This window comes from Fluviicola sp. (assembly GCF_039596395.1).
In the GTDB taxonomy this organism is placed as follows: Bacteria; Bacteroidota; Bacteroidia; order Flavobacteriales_D; family Crocinitomicaceae; genus Fluviicola.
In genome coordinates this window covers 1,510,815-1,526,419 of record NZ_JBCNJT010000001.1, presented here as the reverse complement: position 1 = coordinate 1,526,419, position 15,605 = coordinate 1,510,815, and the positions used below count along the sequence as shown (strand labels likewise).

15 protein-coding genes are annotated in these 15,605 nt (G+C 43.6%); 6 read left to right on the top strand and 9 right to left on the bottom strand.

The annotated features are described in order from the left end of the window. Positions 1-13 precede the first annotated feature (13 nt). Positions 14-1,564 (top strand): hypothetical protein, encoded by a 1,551-nt coding sequence (locus ABDW02_RS06735; protein WP_343633397.1) that lies wholly within the window; start codon positions 14-16, stop codon positions 1,562-1,564. 40 nt (positions 1,565-1,604) lie between these two features. Here the strand turns inward: ABDW02_RS06735 and ABDW02_RS06730 are convergent, their stop codons facing one another. Beyond that, positions 1,605-2,279: a succinate dehydrogenase cytochrome b subunit gene (locus tag ABDW02_RS06730; RefSeq protein ID WP_343633395.1), complete on the bottom strand. Its 675-nt coding sequence runs from the start codon at positions 2,277-2,279 to the stop codon at positions 1,605-1,607. Between the two features lie 252 nt (positions 2,280-2,531). Here ABDW02_RS06730 and ABDW02_RS06725 point away from each other — a divergent pair, with 252 nt between their 5' ends. Beyond that, positions 2,532-3,407: an SDR family oxidoreductase gene (locus ABDW02_RS06725; RefSeq protein WP_343633393.1), complete on the top strand. Its 876-nt coding sequence runs from the start codon at positions 2,532-2,534 to the stop codon at positions 3,405-3,407. Between the two features lie 90 nt (positions 3,408-3,497). After that, on the top strand, positions 3,498-4,418 hold the full coding sequence (locus ABDW02_RS06720) for a helix-turn-helix transcriptional regulator (protein WP_343633391.1): 921 nt from the start codon (positions 3,498-3,500) through the stop codon (positions 4,416-4,418). On the opposite strand, the gene ABDW02_RS06715 is transcribed toward ABDW02_RS06720, so the two are convergent. Beyond that, the gene (locus ABDW02_RS06715) at positions 4,403-5,962 is read right to left on the bottom strand and encodes an MFS transporter (protein ID WP_343633389.1); all 1,560 of its coding nucleotides are present in this window, start codon (positions 5,960-5,962) and stop codon (positions 4,403-4,405) included. The two genes, ABDW02_RS06720 and ABDW02_RS06715, sit on opposite strands and share 16 nt — an antisense overlap. 102 nt (positions 5,963-6,064) lie before the next feature. On the opposite strand from ABDW02_RS06715, the gene ABDW02_RS06710 reads away from it, so the two are divergent. After that, positions 6,065-6,433: a hypothetical protein gene (locus ABDW02_RS06710; RefSeq protein WP_343633387.1), complete on the top strand. Its 369-nt coding sequence runs from the start codon at positions 6,065-6,067 to the stop codon at positions 6,431-6,433. A 120-nt stretch (positions 6,434-6,553) separates the two neighbouring features. Here ABDW02_RS06710 and ABDW02_RS06705 read toward each other — a convergent pair whose 3' ends face one another. The 6 genes from ABDW02_RS06705 to ABDW02_RS06680 form a co-directional block, all read right to left on the bottom strand. After that, on the bottom strand, positions 6,554-6,880 hold the full coding sequence (locus tag ABDW02_RS06705; RefSeq protein ID WP_343633386.1) for a hypothetical protein: 327 nt from the start codon (positions 6,878-6,880) through the stop codon (positions 6,554-6,556). A 349-nt stretch (positions 6,881-7,229) separates the two neighbouring features. Then, the gene (locus ABDW02_RS06700; protein WP_343633385.1) at positions 7,230-7,859 is read right to left on the bottom strand and encodes a hypothetical protein; all 630 of its coding nucleotides are present in this window, start codon (positions 7,857-7,859) and stop codon (positions 7,230-7,232) included. Positions 7,860-7,921: 62 nt separating this feature from the next. After that, complete coding sequence (locus tag ABDW02_RS06695) at positions 7,922-8,731, bottom strand: hypothetical protein (RefSeq protein WP_343633383.1); 810 nt, start codon at positions 8,729-8,731, stop codon at positions 7,922-7,924. A 60-nt stretch (positions 8,732-8,791) separates the two neighbouring features. Continuing rightward, on the bottom strand, positions 8,792-9,154 hold the full coding sequence (locus ABDW02_RS06690) for a response regulator (protein WP_343633381.1): 363 nt from the start codon (positions 9,152-9,154) through the stop codon (positions 8,792-8,794). 182 nt (positions 9,155-9,336) lie between these two features. Then, on the bottom strand, positions 9,337-9,699 hold the full coding sequence (locus ABDW02_RS06685) for a response regulator transcription factor (RefSeq protein WP_343633379.1): 363 nt from the start codon (positions 9,697-9,699) through the stop codon (positions 9,337-9,339). Continuing rightward, positions 9,696-12,098 carry an ATP-binding protein gene (locus ABDW02_RS06680; RefSeq protein WP_343633377.1) on the bottom strand — a complete coding sequence of 801 codons (2,403 nt, stop codon included), beginning with the start codon at positions 12,096-12,098 and terminating at the stop codon, positions 9,696-9,698. The genes ABDW02_RS06685 and ABDW02_RS06680 overlap by 4 nt, the downstream gene beginning before the upstream one ends. A 155-nt stretch (positions 12,099-12,253) precedes the next feature. Between ABDW02_RS06680 and ABDW02_RS06675 the strand changes: the two genes are divergently transcribed. Together ABDW02_RS06675 and ABDW02_RS06670 are read left to right on the top strand one after the other, a co-directional pair. Beyond that, complete coding sequence (locus tag ABDW02_RS06675; RefSeq protein WP_343633375.1) at positions 12,254-13,735, top strand: hypothetical protein; 1,482 nt, start codon at positions 12,254-12,256, stop codon at positions 13,733-13,735. Positions 13,736-13,860: 125 nt separating this feature from the next. Further along, on the top strand, positions 13,861-14,790 hold the full coding sequence (locus tag ABDW02_RS06670) for a lipase family protein (RefSeq protein ID WP_343633373.1): 930 nt from the start codon (positions 13,861-13,863) through the stop codon (positions 14,788-14,790). Positions 14,791-14,907: 117 nt separating this feature from the next. Here ABDW02_RS06670 and ABDW02_RS06665 read toward each other — a convergent pair whose 3' ends face one another. Beyond that, a complete protein-coding gene (locus ABDW02_RS06665) occupies positions 14,908-15,384 on the bottom strand; it encodes a hypothetical protein (RefSeq protein ID WP_343633371.1) in 477 nt (158 codons plus the stop codon). Positions 15,385-15,605 lie beyond the last annotated feature (221 nt).

The window sequence follows — 15,605 nt, the reverse complement described above, 5'->3', positions numbered from 1 at the left end:
AGCTTCAAAAACAATGAAATACCTCTTATTTATCTTCTGTTTTACAGGATGTTTTTTTCTTACATATTCCCAAACCAGCGGTTTCGAACTCGAAAAGTACCGGTCGGATTATGAACGGGAAGTGTTGCTGAATAAGCATGCAACCCACCTGGAAATGCTAATGGCTTTGGGCGATGATGCTTCTGCTGAAAAGACACTTGCGGTAAAAAAGCAACTCGATGAATTTGTGAACGAAGTAAAATCTTCGGGAATGATGCGCATGTCTGAGGCAAAATTGATGAAGGAACTCCATAAAAAGATACACGAGCGTTTCCTGAGAAGATACAAGTACGTTTCCCCTTTCAACGAGATATTTAAAACCGGTCAATACAATTGCGTTTCGGGTACAGCACTTTTTGCCCTTGTACTTGAGGAATTGGATATTCCATACAATATCCAGGAAATGCCTACGCATGTTTACATCATGGCTTATCCGGATACCAAAGCAATTTCGGTAGAAATGACTGCTTTGAAAGATGCTTCTTACATTCCGGCAAGAAAAGATGTCTCGAAAGCGGTCCGCACACTGGTGGAATTTGGTTTGTCAACTCCTGAAAAAATCCGTCAGCAGGGAGAACTCCAGGTTTACAATGCATTTTTCAATACGAATAGTGTGGTCAATTTAAAACAATTGGCCGGGATTCAATACTACAATGAAGCAATTGTTGCAGTCAATGAAAATCAACTGCTGCTTGCTTTTGAACAGATTTCAAAGGCTGAAAAATGGTACGATGTGGATAAAGCCAGGTTATTAAAAGCAGAACTTTTAGTGACACTGATGGCTGATGCGGACTTCAGCAGTATGGATGATATTGGTTACCTGGTGGGGTATGCGAATATTAAAAAAGCCGACCAGACAAAGGTTTATTACCAATACGCGAAATTCCTCAATGCACAATTGCTCACAAAAGGAAACAAGGCGTTGGCAGATTCGAGTTATACCTATATCGAAGCCCATTTGCAGGATACAGCTACTCTGAAGCGAATGGGAGCCCTGTACTACTTTTGTGTTTCGGATTATTATTCCAACGCATACAACCTTAAAAAACAATTGGAGTATGCCGAATTATCCTACAATACATCTGTAGAAACTCCGGGCATTCAATTGTGGTTGGTGCGATGCATTATGCTGTCCATTAGTAAAACGAATGAAGACGAAGAAGAAATATTAGCCAAATTGGATGCCTATGCGGATAAGTATCCCTTTCTGCGCAAGCACAACCTGTACCTGGTAGGATATTTTTATGCCTATGCCGAACTTTCCAATAAATTCTATGTGGATAATGATGGAACCAAAGGAAAAAAGTACTTCGATCTGGCCGTGCAGGCCATGAACGATATGGAAGACAAAGAAGTGCTGGACCAGGACAATATCGGTTGGCTCTACGCAGAAGCCGGGGCTTATCTATACCGGGAAAATGACTATAAGGCCGCTTTGAAAATTCTCGAAGAAGGATTGAAACTGGCTCCCGGACACGAACGCATCGTTGCACGTATCGAAATCGTAAAGACCAAACTGAAATAAGCAGATCGGGACTTATTCTCATTCTGATTCTGATTCTGTCTCACTTCAGCCACCCCAAATAAATCGAAACCGGCATCATGGCGAGTGTTAGTGGAAGCACAATTGCAAAGAAATAACCGGTTTTCAATATCATCGGATTGTATTTCCGATGGTTCAGTCCCAGGGATTGAAAAGCGCTTTTGAAACCGTGTAACAAATGCCAGCTGAGTGAAATACAGCCTAAGAGGTAAATAATTACTTCAATAGGGTTCTGAAATTTAGAGACCATCATCCGGTACAAGTCAAGCTCCTCGCAGGCTTGAAATTGATGCACCCGATTGGGAATCCAGAAGTTTTGTGTGTGAATAACCAGGAACAGCAAAATCAATGTGCCGAATAATGTCATGCTTTTGCTATACCACTTCACATCAGGAGTACAGTTCTTCTTATAAGCATAAGCAATGGGCCGGGCTTTTCGGTTTTCCCACCAGAGTTTCAAACCCTGCACCATGTGAACAACAAACGCGATAATCAATACAATTTCAAGGGTTCGTATAATCGGGTTGGTAGCCATGAAATGTGCCCCGATTGTAAAGGTTTTTCCCTGATCGTTGTAAAAAATAAGTGCATTCACAGAAGCGTGTACTATTAAAAAGCTAACCAGGAACAAACCGGTCAAGGCCATTTTGATCTTCTTTCCTACCGAACTGTTGATTTGTTTTTTAATCGCTGCCATATAATATCGATACTACAAAGCTGCTCATTGACGATTTGAATAAACTTAAACTGGTTTAAGAAATGATGATTTTCCGCTTGAGATCGAATCTTCTCCTCTCATTCTCGTTAATCCGAAGCGATCAGCCGAGGCTGATTTGCTTTGGATTCTCATTCTGATTCTGTTTTCTTCAATTCGGCTAAACGATCAGCCGATTCGGCTAAATTCCCCTGAAGCTGAATACAGAACTTTGTATCAACTAAAAAAGATCAGATGAAAGTATTTGTAACAGGAGCTTCCGGCTTTGTAGGTTCGGAAGTTGTGAGAGAATTATTGAGAGCCGGACACCATGTAGTTGGTTTGGCACGGTCGGAAGAATCCGCACAGACAATCCGTCAGGCAGGCGCAGAAGTATTGATGGGAGATTTGGAAGATTTGAGTGCTTTGAAAAAAGGTGCTTCAGAGGCCGACGGAGTCATTCATACAGGCTTTATCCACGATTTTGCAAACTTCGCGAAGTCCAATGAGGTGGAAAAAACAGCCATTAACGCCATGGGTGAAGTATTGATGGGAACGAAAAAACCGATTGTTGTAACCGCAGGAATTTTGGGCTTGCCGCATATTAATGGGGTTGTTACGGAAGAAAGCACCCTGCAAATCCCGCTTCGCACTTCCGAGCCTGCTGCTTTGGCTTTGGCTGAAAAAGGCGTGCACGCTTCGGTGGTTCGTTTGGCTCCTTCCACGCACGATAAAGGTGACAAAGGATTTATGCCTTTCATTATTCACCAGGCGCGTACTCACGGTGTATCCGGGTTTCCGGGAGAAGGAAACAACCGCTGGCCGGGAGTTCACCGCAAGGATGCGGCAAAATTATTCCGGTTGGCAGTGGAGAAAGGTGCTAAAGGCGCTTTATACAATGCCATTGACGATAACGGGATCGAATTAAAGAAAATCGCGGAATTGATCGGTGAAAAACTGAATGTTCCCGTAAAATCCTTGTCAGAAGAAGAAACGGCAACCCATTTCCAATGGATGAGCCATTTCATTTCCTTCGATAGCCCGGCAACAAACCTGCAAACACAGGAAGTATTAGGCTGGAAACCTACAGAAATCGGTTTATTGGAAGACCTGACGAAAAATTATTTCTAAATTGGTAATTGAACAAAGGTGGCTTCGACTTCGCTCAGTCACCTTTTAAACTTTTTGAACCTGTTTAAACATTTTGAACATTTTCTCCCCATGGAACAAAAGAAAATAACAAAGATCAGCACCATTACCGAATTTCACCGTTTGAGAGGCTTGCCCAAACCGGAACATCCTCTGATCAGTGTCATTGATTTCAATGCCATTCAACGCCCGGCTGATATCGGTGAGGTGAACTGGATGTTTGATTTCTACCAAATTTCCCTGAAAAGAGGAATCAGTGCCAAATTGAAATACGGGCAACAGGAATATGATTTTGATGAAGGTGTTCTGTTCTTCATTTCGCCGAACCAGGTTTTTGGCATCGCTGCCGAAAAAGACGCAACAACGGAAAGATCGGGATGGATGTTATTGATACATCCCGATTTTTTGTGGAATACACCGCTTGCAAAAACGATCAAACAGTACGAATTTTTCGACTATGCAGTGAATGAAGCCCTGTTTTTATCGGAAAAAGAGGAAAATACCCTGAACGGGATCATTGGGAACATCCGCCAGGAATATCATTCCAATATCGATAAATTCAGCAAACAGATCATTGTTTCGCAGCTGGAAAGCTTGTTGAATTACTCCGAGCGCTTTTACAACCGGCAGTTTATTACACGCGAACAAGCCAATCACCAGGTGTTGGACCGCCTGGAACACCTGCTTTCCGATTATTTTAAAAGCGACGACCTGGTTTCGAAAGGTTTACCCACCGTTCAGTATCTGGCCGATTCCCTGCATGTTTCGCCGGGATATCTGAGCAGTTTATTGCGCATGCTCACAGGTCAGAATACACAACAGCACATTCATGGGAAGTTGATAGAACTAGCCAAGGAAAAATTATCGACCACCGGTTTAACCGTGAGTGAAATTGCCTACGAACTGGGATTTGAACACATACAGTCCTTCAGCAAATTGTTTAAATCGAAAACGAATCTGTCGCCTTTGCAGTTCCGTCAGGCTTTTAATTGATCCGACGATTTTCCGGCCCTGTTCCTAACCAGGAAATAAGCCATTGCCGAACTGGTAAAGCACATAGCAGTACAACACCACAATACGGATTGATAGGAATTTAAGAAGGCACCGCGGTAAAGTTGATGGATGGTTGTTTTCTGAGTGGGAGTAAAATTGCCGGAAGGAACCTGCGCATTGCCTAAATTCACGGTTTCCGCAACAATTTTGGCTTTTTGGTTTGCACTGAACTCCGATCCATCCAGTTTTTGTAGCACGATGTTCGTAAACAGGAACAAAGCCAGCGCCCCGAAAGCAGCGTTTGCGAAAATACCCGCTATGCGTGAAACGGCATTATTAACACCGGAAGAAATCCCCGACTGTTTTTGACTGATCGAATTCATAACCGCCGTTGTAAGCGGTACAACCGTTAAAAGCATGCCGATACTGATAATTATCATTCCGGGAAAATAGGTCGTCCAGTATGCATGAAAACCGCTGGTTTGCTGAATGAAAGACATCCATAAAAATCCTAAACCGGTTGTAAAAGGTCCGGCGATGAGAAACAGTTTGGTCCCGAACCGGTCTGAAAGCGTGCCAATGTACCGGGAAAATAATCCCAGTATGAATGTAAATGGCAAAAAGGTCAGCCCGGATTCTGTTTGGGTATATCCCTGGATCTGGACGTAATTCAGGCTTAAGAACAGGAAACCTGCACCCAGTGCGCCGTAGAGGAAAAAAGTAAGCAGGTTCAACCCGCTGAAGTTCTTGTTTGAAAAAAGTTCTAACCGGATCATGGGACTTGCGCTTCGTTTTTCAACGATCAGGAATAAAATCAGGCTCACAATGCCAAAAACCAGGATCGCGTTGACTTTCCAATCCTGCAACCCGGTCGAGGGAAACTTCAAAAAACTATACGTAATGGAAGCCAGGCCGGCTACCAGCAGGAAAGCTCCTGGAAGATCTACCTTGCTTTGATCGTCTTCATTGGAGGTTTCCGGTACCTTTGACCAGAGCGCAATCAGCGAAATAACGCCGATGGGAATATTGATAAAGAAAATATAGCGCCACAAGCCATGATCACCCAAAACGCCGCCGATAATCGGACCTCCGATACTTACAATAGTCGTCACTGCCGACCAGGTTCCGATTGCCTTTCCCCGCTCCTGCTCCCGGATAAGAGATGTAATGAGCGATAAACTTCCCGGAACCATGAATGCGCCTCCCAACCCTTGTATGGATCTGGAAACAATTAAAAAATTGACAGTCGGTGAAATGCCGCAAAGCAAAGAACCGATGATAAAAATGACAATTCCCAGACCGAAGATTTTCTTCCGGCCGAATTTATCCCCGAACGAACCTCCGGGCAACATCATTGCTGCCAAAACAAGCAAATACGCATTCAACACCCAGAAAATATCCGCTCCGGAAGCGTTCAGGTCTTTTTGTAAGGATGGCAGAACAACATTCAGCGCGCTTCCGTCAATGAATACCATCGATGTTGCCAATATGGTTGAAAACAGGACCCATCGGCCGGTAGCGCTTTTCAAGGAAATATCAGGCATAGAAGTGTTCTGTTTAGTTTGTAATTGGAGTTTACCCATGTAAAAACTCCAGGTAAATTACACAATTTCTTTATATTGCAAACGAATAATGAATGGAGAACAATGAGTGAAACCGGAAATCCTTCCATAGCCAGTTTTCTTGCAGGAAAATCAGAACATACCCTGAGTTTGTTCGACTATTTTGTTGCCGAATTTGAATCCGTCGCGGCGGGAACCATTACCCTGCATCCCACCAAAACCATGATTGCCATTGACAACGGCCAAAAACGCATTGCCTGGATTACCCAACTGGGAAAGAATTTCATCCATGTGGTCTTCCCGCTCAAAGAACCCTACTACGACAACCTGTGTTTCCAAAAAGTAGGACAGGTTCCGGGCAGCAATCAATTTAATCACCATTTCCGAATGCTCCAAAAAGAAGATTTGAACGAAGAAGTGAGAAAATACATGAAAATTGCCCTGAATGGATAATAAGTCATGCTGTTACCCATAAAATAAACTTCGTGCTCTTCGAACTCCTGGTAGTAACAAAAAAAGCGGCTTTAGCCGCTCTCACATTTAGATTTAGGTGTTCAGTGATTGAATAGTGAATTACTTTTGTACCTGGAATTTATAGGTGTAATTGAATGTGTTTCCGATCAGATTTTGGGGCACTCTGATCTTTATTTGCTGCACTTGTTTTTCGATTGCTGCTTTCATTTCTTTGGAATCCGAATCTATTTCGATGATTTCCAGTTGATTTTCCGCCAAAACGCGCACCTTCACACGAACTGTTGTCTCAATTCCCTTCTCACGTAAAGATTCCGGGTAAGAGATTTTGCGGTGCATGATGCGGTCCAGTAAAGTTTCACCGTTTCCTGCCAGGGCAAATGAACCGGTTGTTAAGATTAATGCGATAAAAAGGATTACTGTTTTCATATCTGATATTTTGAATTGGTTTGTCGTAAGACCAACTCATCGCTGATATGTTACAGCAGCTATTGATTTTTGTTTGTTAACAAATGTGAAAGCCTCGCGGTTGCTGATAAATCCCGGGTAAAATTTCTTGTAACATGACATACTTCGGAATAAAAAAGCAGCGCAGTTGCCATTGGAATAAGTGAAAAACTTCGTGCTCTGAAGGATATAGCGGTCAGCCGCGGCTGATCTGCTATGTCTTTGTGTTCCTTGTGGTAAACCAACCACTCAGTTACCACCCGGGATTACAAATAACATCTGCGTTTCCTCTATGCTCTTCTGTGGGAAAAATCAGCAACGCAGTTGCCCTTCACTTCAACAACCCCCTCTTCCGCAGCGCATCCTGCCGTTCTTTGATGTTCTCCGGGATTTCCCCCGAAAGCAACCACTCCACTTCCAGTCCATGATGTTTCGCAGTCTTATTCAATAGATCATTTTGTGAAATCAGTTCTCCCAGGCGCTCCAGGTCTGACTTAAAATCAACCAGATAATCTTCATGCATCGCTCCGATGAGCACCAACACCTTAAAAGCCCTTGCAACCAGGTAAACAGCAAATTTTTGTGGCTTTCCCCGTGAAAAGAAGGAAATTTTCGGATTATTGGATTTCAGCAGTTCAATCATCATTAATAAATTCAGGCTTACTTCACCGAACTTGTCTTTGGTAATCTTTACCTGCTCGGTAATATCGCCGCTCAATGAACGCGTTTTCTGCAGCAAATCCTGGATCGACGAACTGTGTTTACTCATAGTCGCAACACGTTTCACCACCATCTCCTCCAGTTCCGTGCGGCGCTCTTCTACCGTTTGTGTACTCACCAATTCAAAATACAACTGGTTTGCCAGCGGAATATCCCGTTTTAGCAGGCGCAGCAAAAGCCGGTCTTTTTCCTTGATAGACAAATTGACGATTGCTTCCTTGAATTCTTTCTCAAATACCATAATCAGCAGTGAAATTACTACAAAAAGCGGCAAAAATCTTTACAGAAATTTGAGATACCCGATTAATGACGGGTTTCCTTTCCGATCCGTTCCCGAATGGCTTCCAACGGAACAGCATACCTTGGCTGAAGCTCTTTATCAAATGAAAGGATGTATTCGTAGTAAGCATGTAGCTGAAATTGTTCCGTAATGCGTGCTCCCAGGAGGATCAAACTTGGATTTTCGGCATAAAGCAACAGGTGAACACCTGCGAATGAAGTAAACCGTTTGTTCTTTAACTGGTTGAGAATACGTTCCTGCGTAATATCATCAATCGGGAAAACGGGAAGCTTGAAAAAAGACAGTCCTTCCATTCCCTGTAAGGCTACCAGGCCGATAAATGCTTCTTTTTTGACATCGTCATTCGGGTGTTCCAGTTCCAGTTTCATGAATTCAAATGCCTCGCGGACATTCATGGTGGATAAATAACGAATACCGGAGATAATATCGGCAGCTTTTCGGGACCGGATCTTTTTGAAGGAATAAGCCGTAAGATCCGACAATACAAAGAAATCTTCCAGGATCTCCCGTTGTTTGCCCGAATAATTCTCGTGCAGGAAAATAATGGATTGCGTGGTGACTTTACTCAGCAGATTGCTTTGTTTCAACGCCCGGAAAAGTTTCAGGCTTTCTTCCATGCTTAGTTTCCCGAACATCAAACGGAATAAAATGTCTTCGATAATTTCCTGATAAACTTCAGCGTTTTTAACAAGCTGGGAACGCATACGTCTTCTGACGAACATAGCAACCGCGATCCCTATGAGAATAAGCGAAATGGTCAATCCGAAATACAACAGGATGTGATTGTCTGAAGAAGTATTAGCAGGGTTCATGCAATCGTATGAGTGAATAATTAGTAGAAATAAATGTAGCAGGTTTGCAATTAAAAACCGTTACATGGGAGAAAATAATTTTTCAATGCGCTTGAGCAATACCTGTGGACTAAAAGGTTTCGCAATAAAATCATCGCCTCCCAGGTCGAATACTTCCAATTCGTTGGATTCCATGGAATAAGATGTGAGGACGATCTTTTTGATCTGTTTATAAGGATTACTGGAATGCAACACCTGTTTTCCTCCTGCGAACGGTAAATTCAGATCCGTAATGATCAGGTCAATGGCCTCATGGTTTTTGTGAATGTAAACAATGGCATCGGCCCCGTTATCGAATTCTTCTACCTGGTGATCATGAGAGCGCAGGAAATAAGCCAGTGATTTTCTAAGCAGGTCTTCGTCTTCAATCAATACGATATTCATCTGTTTCCGGTTATTCATTTGTGAATAGTGCTGTCAATTGTGTGTTTGATTTTTTCTGCTTTTTCAAGCTATTAATCGGCTCAAATTGGCATCTTCTTTTTTTATTAGGATTAAAAGATAAGTATCCGGGAGAAAAATTCCAAATGTAAACTGGTCAACGGCGGTTTATTTCTAAAGGATGATCAGGTTTGGGGAATCAGTTTTTCGATACGTTTAAGTAATGCTGCCGGACTGAACGGCTTGGAAATGAAGTCGTCCGAACCTATTTCAAAAACTTCTACCTCTGTTGATTCATGAGATTGGGAGGTCAAAACAATTTTCTTAATGTTTTTATAAGGATTGGTGGAATGAAGCACTTGTTTTCCTCCTGCAAAAGGAAGATTCAGGTCCGTAATAACCAGGTCTATGTGTTCATGCTTTGCCTGGATGTATTCAATGGCATCCGCTCCGTTGTCAAATTCCTCTACTTCGTAACCATTGGATCGCAGGAAAAAAGCCAGTGATTTACGAAGCAAATCTTCGTCTTCGATCAATAAGATATTCATTTGTCCGAATGCATTAATTGGTGAATATGTGCATGCGCACGCATAATCTGTTGTTCAAGTGTCTTCAGCTGCTGATCCAGCTCATCCTGGCCGATCCTTTTCTCGATCCGGTCCAAAAGAGCAGTGTCCATTAAGAACATGCCGAAAGTAGATTTCAATTGATGGGCCTGTTTGCAGATCGCATCCCAATCCTGTTCGGTATACCAGTTCTTCATTTTTTCCAGCGATTCGTTCGATTGGTCCAGGAAAAGCCGGAGCATTTGGTTCTCGAAATCAGTATTTCCCAAAGAAGCTTCCCGGATGATTTCCAGTGAAAATGCAAACTCTTCTTTCTCCTGCACTTCTTTTTCTTCTTTCAGCCAGTGTCCGATCAGGTCCAGTAACTCGCTTTTTTTGAAGGGTTTCGATAAATAACCATTCATGCCGGCAGCCACACATTTTTCTTTCTCTTTGCCAATTGAATGGGCTGTCAGTGCAACGATCGGTGTTTCCGATTTCAGTTCGTTGCGGATATAAGCTGTGGCTTGGTATCCGTCCATTTCCGGCATCTGGATGTCCATCAGCACCACGTCGTAGTTCTTTTCCCGGAACAACTCCACTCCTATTTTGCCGTTTTCCGCCATGTCCAGTTCTATATTGGTGGAATCGAACAAATGCTGTGCAAGAATGCGGTTGGCCTCGTTGTCTTCGCACATCAATACTTTTCCCGTTAAAAAGCTGTAATCTTTGTGGGTAGCAGCGGATTCCTGCTGCTCCTGTTTTTCGGAAACAGCGTAAGTCAGCTGGAAGGTGAATTTTGTGTACTCTCCGGGTTTACTGCTCACAGAGATGTTTCCGCCCTGTTTCTCAACCAGCAATTTGCAAATATTCAGGCCCAAACCGGTCCCGCCGTATTTACGGGTAGTGTTTTCCTCGGCCTGTGTAAACCGGCCGAAAACGCTTTCCAGTTTCTCTTCCGGTATCCCGATTCCTGTATCGGAAACAACAAAGGTCAGCGTTGCTGATCCCGGATCGCTTTGTTCTGCTGAAATGTGGAGTTTCACGGATCCTTCAGCGGTAAATTTCAAGGCATTGTCCAGTAAATTGATCAGTACTTGTTCCAGGCGGTGCGGATCTCCGTTCAGTGTGTTCGGAATATTCGGTGCGATCTCGTAACTGAGTGAAAGTTTTTTATGCTGTGCTTTTCCGTTCAAAATGGAGAATACGTTCTCCACCGTGTCGTGCAGGTTAAAATCCCGCAAATCAAACTGGAACAACCCGGCTTCGATCTTACTGAGGTCTAAAATCCCGTTTACCAGGTAAAGTAAGGTGTCTCCGGCAGTTTTCACGGATTGCAATTGTTTCCGTTTCTGCCCGTTTGCCTCCTCTTCGATCAAAAGTTCCGTAAAACCAAGGATCGCATGAAGCGGAGAGCGCAATTCGTGGCTGATATTGGCAATGAAATTATCTTTTTGATTACTCAGGGCTTCCAGGGAATTAATTGCCAGGATATCATTGGTGATGTCAATGGAAATATTGGTGATTTTGGTCACCTCACCTTTGATATTGATTACCGGGCTGTAGGAAGCCTGGATCCAGATTGTTTTCCCGTCCTTGTGCCGGCGTCTGAACTTGCCCGAATAAGGTTGTCCGGCAGCGATCTTTTCCCACACAAAATCGTTGTTCTCTGTTAGTGATTCTGTCATCAGGATCGTGTGTTTCTGACCGGTCAGTTCTTCTACGGAATATCCCATCATTTCGGCAAACCGCTCGTTCAGGTTCAGAATGGTCCCGTCGATAGAGAATTCAATAATGGCATTGGATTGGGAAATGGCTTCAAACAGGTTGTTGTAAACACGTTCCTGGATCCGTATCTGTCTTTCGGAAGCCTGGATCTTTTCCGTAAGAAGGTCTTTCAGCCCCGCTTCCATTTCTTCGTTGCGTTTCTTCGCTTCCAGGTGGATCATCACCATTTTGGCCACGTCCCGCAAGGTTTGTCTTTGGGTTTCGTCCAGTTGCTGCGGTTTATAGTCGGCCGCACAAACAGAACCGATGGCATAGCCGCCCGGAGAACGAAGCGGAATCCCGGCGTAAAAACGGATTCCGTTTTCGGCTTGTACCGCAGGAATATTCGTTAACCGGCCATCTTCCAGCGTGTCGGGAATTTCCAGGATGTCTTCTTCCAGCAGGGAATACTGGCAAATGGTTTCTTCGATCGGAAGTTCGTCAATGTCCATTCCCGTCTTCGATTTATACCATTGCCTTTTGTCATCAATGAAAGAAATCAGCGATATGGGTGTATTACAGATGGTGGCCACCAAACTGTTCAACGTATCGTAAAATTCCTCCGAAGGAGTATCAATGACAGAATAAGCCAGTAAAGCTTTGAGCCTGTCGATATCTTTGATGTAGTTGTTCAAAACCTGTTGTAAAAAGCGTTTCTAAACAAAAATAACATTTTTACGATCAAAAATTAAACGCTTTTGAACGAAAGATTTAATTCCTTTTTATTCAGCATGTTGAACGTTTTTCATGTGCTTTTTTGGTTATATTTAGACTGACAAACCTGTAAACTATGCACTCGAAACAACGAAAAACACGCACTGCCGCTCCTGTTCAGGAAAGTTCTTTTGGTTCTAAAAAAAAGAAAGACGGAGCAGTTTCGTTTGAAGATAATCGCTCTGAAACACTTCAGCTGAAAAAACTGCAGGATTCGGCACAGACTGCTCCTGTTCAATTTGTAAAACCCAAGCCCTTGTCGGAAATGCTCGTTGACCGTGCTGGCAAGGATACCGATCACGGACGGGAAACCAAGAGTGATATAGAAGAGGCTGTTGATCCGGATGTAATAGCGTTGAGATTATACCGGCAGGCGCGCGATCACGATTTCGGGATACAGCAACTTCCTGCGTTTAATGACGGTCTGAATAATGCAGTAAACGGCGCTATCGCATTGGTTCGGGAAGCGGTGAACGAATCTAAGGTACTGGGAAAAAGCATTGAAGCTGAAGAGGCGGGGTACTTTGATTCGGTAATTAAGAAAAAGCTTAGGGGAAACAGTAATGCGGCCAACGTAGCCAAATATTTTTACCAGAAAGTCCTGAATCAGGCAAAAGCCGAAGAATACCTGAAAAACCTGGTTCATCAGGATCAGAATTTCGATTTTGGTTTTGAAGGCGATGAAGGTGTTCAGTATGAAACTCCGAAAGCCGGTTTGCTGGGGCCGGATCAAACAGACCTGGATATCGGGACGAGTATTGCGAACCGGGTACTGAGTGAAGCTTTCCAGTCTGCTTCCCAGGAAGAAATCTATTTCAGGCTGGCGGTGGCAATCCGGGAAACAATGAACAGCCCGAATGTAAGTTTGGATATCGCCTCGCGGATTTTGGAAAACTACCTCAAGCCAAAACTGATGAATTTCATTTACCGCATTCCCCTTGCGGAACAAATGGATGATGAAGATGTGTGGAACGGCAGAACACTCAACGATGGAATTTTAGACGCTCAGGAAAATGATTTCGATGAAGATGATACCTGGATTCGTCCGAAAGTAAGGGATGCCTGGACCCAGATCAGGGACATCGTATCACCGGCTGTTTTAAATCACGCCGGCCCTGCCCATGTGCAGGTTGACGGATGGTTTACGCGCGCTCATCAGAACAGCGGAGTGATCCACCTGGGGAAATATGTTGCAACGAAAGGGATTATTATGCATGAATTCGGGCACCACCTGGAAAACAATTCGGAAGCTCCGCGCTGGATCAAATTGCAGCAATTGATGCGCAACAGGTCACAGGGCAAAGATTTGAAACGTATTTTCCCGTTCACGATTCCTTATGTTATTTCAAGCGATGAAATGCGCTATGATACCGACTTGCCGGCTTCCGGAGAAATGGGTGGTTATTTCGGCTATAACGTCAAGTATTATGAGCACGGAAGCACAGAAGTGGTTTCCACCGCATTTGAAGTATTCCACGATCGGGATAAAGCGTATCGGATAGCTATTAAAGATCCCGAAATGTTCCTGGCCGTCATGGGAGTTTTAAGAGGAAGATAAGTTTCAGAACCCGGGAGATGCGAATCTGAGCTGGTCTTAAAAATCAGATATTTTTATCTGGTTCCATGTTCGGCTTTGATGCTACTTTTACCTCAAAAAACAGTTCAAACTAAACACTATTGATTATGAGTACATTATCGCTACCATGCCAACTGCTGTGCGCCGCAGCATCCACGTATGCCATCACTCCCACTGATCCTAGCGGACAGTACAATCCGCTGGGAACGGATTCTCCTTTTCAAAATCAGTACGATGCCATTGGTTTCGTCGTAGATCCTTATGTGGTAACCGCAGAGCAGATCGAAGCGGCTCTTGTCGGACAAACAGCAAACAGTATTATTGTCGCATTTCGGGGAACCCTTCCTCCTGCTTTAAATTGGGACTCCTTTTTTGATTGGCTGGAAGACTTCATGGCACCTACTACCAGTAATATAGAACTTCCGGGTGAAGTGCATGAAGGATTTTTGTTTGCTTTAGGTTTACTGAGAGGTGGAATTGTTGATGCGATCAAGGCGCTCGATCCGGAAGGAACACTGCCGATTTATATCACAGGACATAGTAAAGGTGGTGGAATTGCCCCGATAGCAGCCATGTATTTTAAGAATGCTTACGGTTTGAATATTACTCAGACAATCACCTTTGCAGGCCCGAATTGCGGAAATACCGAATTTGTGAATGTATATAATGCTACGTTCCCGAATGATGTACGCTATGAAAATTATCTGGACATTGTACCGCTTTTGCCGCCCGACAGCGAGTTTATTGATATTTTGGAGACCATTCCGGACTTACCTGTTTCCTTCGTAAACAAGCTCAATGAGATGAAAGCATACGATTACCAGCCGGTAGGAAGTCTCATGTACATCGATTCAAGTGCAGTAGCGAAACCATACACAGCTATTGAAGCAGAACTTTTATTGCCTGTCCGCATGGCAGAGATCACTGAAAAGATCGTAACCTTTGATTTATCAGCTATCGGTGATGCACACCATGCAAGCTGCGGATACCGGTACATGCAGGGAACGTGCACCGGAACAACAATTTGCCCGGTTTAAACGTTTGGACCTTTAAACCATTTGAACGTAGTGATCAGTCGTGACTGATCACTACTTTATTTGAACTCTTTGATCCCTTAAACCCTTAAGTCATTGAGCTCTTAATCCTCACCTTCCTCAAAAATCCAGGATGTCGGAATCGGCTCTCCGGTCTTTCGGTGCTTCGGTAATGGCAGTTGTAAAGGATTGGGCAATGAGAATGACCTGTGAAATCAGCATCAGGTAAAAACCGATCAGCATTTCATCGGTGAGCACAACTCCCTGTTCTTCCGAGTTACTCCGCATGAGCAAAATCACGGAAGCAGCGAATATCAAAGCCGTAATAACAGCGGTCGGAAGTGATTTTGGAAAGAAGAGCCGGGATAGTACCAGAATAATGGCTATAAATGTATTTGTAAGCGCAAACAAAGATCCGAAACCATTGAAAACAGTTATTCGAAGGCCAAATTCGGGCGAATCGTAAACCTTTAGCGTGGAGAACGATCCGGTTGGAATAATTCCGTTTCTTCCCAGGCCTTCAAAAAATGGCAGGAATAAGGAAATGAGGATGATTCCAAAACAAATAAAGGTCAATATCTTCGAACGGCTTTTCATGATAGGCGCAATCAGCAAACGGTTAGCACATACTGGAAACAGCAATTCTACAAAAAAGTAGTACTGATCGGAAGTTTAGACACATGTTTCGGTTCTTTAGGAATGCTAATGTAAGATTTTAAGCCGAAAACGTCACGAATGATCAGTCGCAGAATGACTTGGTTTATTCGATTCAGGCCAGGGATCTTTCATTCGAAGGACAAAATTGATTCATTTTGAGA

Coding starts and splice junctions, on each gene's coding strand:
- ABDW02_RS06705 (WP_343633386.1), bottom strand. CDS start 6,880: ATGAAAACAGTAATCCTTTTTATCGCATTAATCTTAACAACCGGTTCA.
- ABDW02_RS06715 (WP_343633389.1), bottom strand. CDS start 5,962: ATGCCTGATATTTCCTTGAAAAGCGCTACCGGCCGATGGGTCCTGTTT.
- ABDW02_RS06675 (WP_343633375.1), top strand. CDS start 12,254: ATGCACTCGAAACAACGAAAAACACGCACTGCCGCTCCTGTTCAGGAA.
- ABDW02_RS06695 (WP_343633383.1), bottom strand. CDS start 8,731: ATGAACCCTGCTAATACTTCTTCAGACAATCACATCCTGTTGTATTTC.
- ABDW02_RS06670 (WP_343633373.1), top strand. CDS start 13,861: ATGAGTACATTATCGCTACCATGCCAACTGCTGTGCGCCGCAGCATCC.
- ABDW02_RS06700 (WP_343633385.1), bottom strand. CDS start 7,859: ATGGTATTTGAGAAAGAATTCAAGGAAGCAATCGTCAATTTGTCTATC.
- ABDW02_RS06720 (WP_343633391.1), top strand. CDS start 3,498: ATGGAACAAAAGAAAATAACAAAGATCAGCACCATTACCGAATTTCAC.
- ABDW02_RS06725 (WP_343633393.1), top strand. CDS start 2,532: ATGAAAGTATTTGTAACAGGAGCTTCCGGCTTTGTAGGTTCGGAAGTT.
- ABDW02_RS06665 (WP_343633371.1), bottom strand. CDS start 15,384: ATGAAAAGCCGTTCGAAGATATTGACCTTTATTTGTTTTGGAATCATC.
- ABDW02_RS06685 (WP_343633379.1), bottom strand. CDS start 9,699: ATGAATATCTTATTGATCGAAGACGAAGATTTGCTTCGTAAATCACTG.
- ABDW02_RS06690 (WP_343633381.1), bottom strand. CDS start 9,154: ATGAATATCGTATTGATTGAAGACGAAGACCTGCTTAGAAAATCACTG.
- ABDW02_RS06735 (WP_343633397.1), top strand. CDS start 14: ATGAAATACCTCTTATTTATCTTCTGTTTTACAGGATGTTTTTTTCTT.
- ABDW02_RS06730 (WP_343633395.1), bottom strand. CDS start 2,279: ATGGCAGCGATTAAAAAACAAATCAACAGTTCGGTAGGAAAGAAGATC.
- ABDW02_RS06710 (WP_343633387.1), top strand. CDS start 6,065: ATGAGTGAAACCGGAAATCCTTCCATAGCCAGTTTTCTTGCAGGAAAA.